The sequence below is a fragment of the Bacillus sp. MYb56 genome, assembly GCF_002976445.1.
Taxonomy (GTDB): domain Bacteria; phylum Bacillota; class Bacilli; order Bacillales; family Bacillaceae_G; genus Bacillus_A; species Bacillus_A mycoides.
Genome location: NZ_PCOH01000076.1, coordinates 3,548 through 7,870 on the forward strand (window position 1 = coordinate 3,548; position 4,323 = coordinate 7,870).

Genomic DNA, 4,323 nt, shown 5'->3' on the forward strand with positions numbered 1-4,323 from the left:
TCGTAATATAGATATATCCCTATTTCTATAATTGGATATTTCCCTATTCTCCTGCTTTTATTATTTGAAAGGCTGGTATAGGGGGTGTCTCTCAAAAATTACTAAATTTATTGTATGTACTGCACATCACTATTATAATATAGATATATCCCTATTCTATAATTGGATATTTCCCTATTCTCCTGCTTTTATTATTTGAAAGGCTGGTATAGGGGGTGTCTCTCAAAAATTACTAAATTTATTGTATGTACTGCACATCACTATTATAATATAGATATATCCCTATTCTATAATTGGATATTTCCCTATTCTCCTGCTTTTATTATTTGAAAGGCTGGTATAGGGGGTGTCTCTCAAAAATTACTAAATTTATTGTATGTACTGCACATCACTATTATAATATAGATATATCCCTATTCTATAATTGGATATTTCCCTATTCTCCTGCTTTTATTATTTGAAAGGCTGGTATAGGGGGTGTCTCTCAAAAATTACTGATTCTATTGTATGTACTGCACATCACTATTATACTCTCTCGTAATATAGATATATCCCTATTTCTATAATTGGATATTTCCCTATTCTCCTGCTTTTATTATTTGAAAGGCTGGTATAGGGGGTGTCTCTCAAAAATTACTAAATTTATTGTATGTACTGCACATCACTATTATAATATAGATATATCCCTATTCTATAATTGGATATTTCCCTATTCTCCTGCTTTTATTATTTGAAAGGCTGGTATAGGGGGTGTCTCTCAAAAATTACTGATTCTATTGTATGTACTGCACATCGCTATTATAATCCCTCTCATAATATAGATATATCCCTATTTCTATAATTGGATATCCCCCTATTCTTCGGCTTTTATTATTTGAAAGGGTGGTATAGAGGGCACATCTGAAAAATTACTGATTCTATTGTATGTACTGCACATCACTATTATAATCTCTCTCATAATATAGATATTTCCCTACGTCTCTACTTTGATTATAGAAATGATGATATAGGGGGGAGCTCTTGAAAATTACTGATTCCATTGTATGTACCACTCATCACTACTATAATATTCCTTTTATTATAGTAATATCCCTATTTCTATAATTAGATATTTCCCTATACATCCACTTTTATTATTAGAAATGATGGTATAAGGGGAGCCTTTGAAAAATTACTGATTCTATTGTATGTACCACATATCACTATTATAATCTTCCTTTTATTATAGTAATATCCCTATTTCTATAATTAGATATTTCCCTATATCTTTACTTTTATTATTAAAAATGGTGGTATAGGGGGAGTCTTTCAACAAATTACTGATTCTATTATATGTACCACATATCACTATTATAATCCCCCGCGTAATATAGATATATCCCTATTTCTATAATTGGATATTTCCCTATATTTCTACTTTAGTTATCAGAAATGGAGGCATAGGGGGAGCTTTTGAACAAATTACTGATTCTATTGTATGTACCACATATCACCATTATAATCCCTCTCCAAATATAGAAATATCCCTACGTCTCTACTTTGATTATAGAAATGATGATATAGGGGGGAGCTCTTGAAAACTACTGATCCCATTGTATGTATCACATATCATAACTATAATCCTCCTTTCAATATAGAAATATCCCTATTTCTATACCTCTGCCATCAAGTTACACTTATGCAACATCAATTATAGGAATGAATGTTTCTTTTTTAAAAAGCCCCCAAAACAAAAATTTTATACAGCTCATCTGGTAATACCAATTCTCTCGCTTTGGGATATTTGCTTTTCTTAGCTTGATGAGCATGGGATATGGGGATATAAGGACTTTTTCAAAAAATGAATGGAGTGGTATAAATGACAGATTCTATTGCATGTACCACATATCACTGCTATAATTTTCTTTATAACATAGAAATATCCCTATTTCTATAATTAGATATTTCCCTATATTTCTAATCTTTTCACTAAAATATAGAAATAGGGAAATCTTCCAGAAAATAAATGGAGTGGTATAAATGGCTATTACAATTACTGTTGGGAATTACAAAGGCGGCGTTGGTAAAACCACTAATGCTGTATTAAACTCTTATGAATTCGCAAAAAAGGGAAAAAGAACTTTACTCGTTGACCTTGATCCACAGAGTAATGCAACAAAATCTCTTATGTTAACAAAATCTATCCTTAATCCTGACGAAAAGGTAGCTTTAACTAAAACATTGATGAAAGGAATTCAAGAGGGGAATTTAAATGGATTAGAAGTTGAAATAATGGAAAATTTACATTTAATTCCTTCTTATGTTGATTTTCAAGATTTCGCAAAATTTCTATATAAATCGTGTTCTTCGGAAGAAGAGGAAGATTTCTACTTTAAGGAATTGCTTGAGAAAATAAAACATAAATACGATTACATATTTATCGATGTTCCACCTATGTCGATTGAAGTTACAAAAAATGCAGTTGTAGCTTCTGATTATGTTCTTATAACTCTACAAACACAAGAACGTTCTCTTACAGGTGCAGAAAACTACATTAACCAACTAATAAAATTAAAAGAGCAATATAATCTTGATATTGAAGTTGTAGGTATTCTTCCAGTGCTATTAAAAAATAATGGTAAAGTGGATGAATACATTATGGAAAATGCTCGTGAAATTTTTGGTGAAGAAAACCTATTTAAAAATATCGTTCCACAGATGGAACGTATTAAAAGGTTTGATGTTAACGGTATTACTGAAAATGATAGACATGATTTAAATGTAATAGAACTATACGAAAAAATTAGTGATGAATTATTATCTCGTATCAATGTTTTTGAAAGTATGAAGGTTGGTGTATAACATGGCAAGAACTCCTGGATTATTAGGCAGAAAAAAGAGCAATTTTGACCCAACAGAGCCTTATATCCCAAACGAGGATTCAGTTGTAACCAAAAGTGGCGAAGATACTCCTACTTTTCCACCTAAAAATGAACAAGAACAAGTAAATCAACAGGAACAAAAGAAGGAGCAAACACCAGAGAAAAAGAAATTTAAAAACCAACAAGGTAGTATTAAAATTTCTAGTCAATCTAAGGAAGAGCTTGGAGCACTAATGAAACTTACTAATACGAAATATGCTCATGAAATAATAGATTTACTTATACATCATTATGTAGAAAATCAATTAACTCCCGAACAGAAAAGGAAATTTAAATTATTAACAGAGATTTAGAAATATAGAAATATCCCTACATGGAAATAGGGATATTTCTATATTTTTTTCAATTTTAATACATATCATCACCAGAACTTCCTCCACAACCTTTTCTTCTCTCTCTCCACTGCAACATCCTCATGATATTCCTTATGTAAATTGATAGTAAAGTTATTTAATTTTGATAAAAAAATATAAGAGCCTTGCTATATTTTTTTATAGTAAGGCTCTTTAAAGTTGTTTAATTCATGTTGAACTAAAGTACCAGTTACTCTATTTAATTAGATAAGTTATTTATTAGAAAAATTATCAATTACTTGAATAGCTAATTGCAACGCTTTTATCTCTTCCAGATCAGGAATATCATTTTAGTTTCATTTTCATTGTAGTCTATCGTTTTTGACATCAATGATTTAAGCATTATCCGTTAATTTTATAGCTCTATTACGTGTATCACATATCATCCCTGTGCTCCTCTCCCGCAGTATAGAAATATCCCTATTTCTATATATCCCTGATTTTTTTATCGAAAATAGCTAAGATACTCCTGTTTCTTCACCTGAAAACGAGTAAAGACAAGTGAATGTATGAAATTTAAAAACCAATAGGGCGGTTTTTAAACTTCTAGCCAATCTCATGACTCATGAAGAGCTTGGAACACTAATGAAGCTCACTATTAAGAAATATGCTCATGAAATAATAGATTTACTTATACATTATTATGTAGAAAATCAATTAACTCCCGAACAGAAAAGGAAATTTAAATTATTAACAGAGATTTAGAAATATAGAAATATCCCTACGTAGAAATAGGGATATTTCTGTATTTTTGCAGTTAAAATAATATCATCACCAGAACTTCTTCCACGACTTTCTCTTCCCTCTCATCACCGCAATTCCCTTATGATATTCCCTCATCAATCACTTTATCACTTAAGCTAACTATTTAATATCTTCTTTGTACTTGGCTACATTAACACACCATTACTTTTGAGCTAGTAGCGTCATTCTTTTTATTTCTTCAAATGTAGCTTCGAAATAATGTTTGTTCAAATTGATACTAATAACCTTGTTGAACTCCCCCCACTTTCACTTCGTTTAGAAGAGGGGGATTCCTAAGTAAAGAG

Annotated in this window: 2 protein-coding genes and 1 pseudogene; all 3 read left to right on the top strand. The window is 30.6% G+C overall.

Features of this window, described 5'->3' with window-relative positions; translation table 11 throughout:
- Positions 1–2,019: 2,019 nt before the first annotated feature.
- Complete coding sequence (locus tag CQ058_RS30200; protein ID WP_105590211.1) at positions 2,020–2,841, top strand: ParA family protein; 822 nt, start codon at positions 2,020–2,022, stop codon at positions 2,839–2,841.
- A 1-nt stretch (position 2,842) separates the two neighbouring features.
- Positions 2,843–3,214: a hypothetical protein gene (locus CQ058_RS30205; RefSeq protein WP_002187896.1), complete on the top strand. Its 372-nt coding sequence runs from the start codon at positions 2,843–2,845 to the stop codon at positions 3,212–3,214.
- Positions 3,215–3,759: 545 nt separating this feature from the next.
- Positions 3,760–3,979 (top strand): annotated as a pseudogene (locus CQ058_RS33010) (hypothetical protein); the annotation flags it as partial.
- Positions 3,980–4,323: the final 344 nt, after the last annotated feature.

What these genes read in the sequence shown, in the direction of transcription:
- CQ058_RS30200 (WP_105590211.1), top strand. Translation starts at nt 2,020, where the DNA reads ATGGCTATTACAATTACTGTTGGGAATTACAAAGGCGGCGTTGGTAAA.
- CQ058_RS30205 (WP_002187896.1), top strand. Translation starts at nt 2,843, where the DNA reads ATGGCAAGAACTCCTGGATTATTAGGCAGAAAAAAGAGCAATTTTGAC.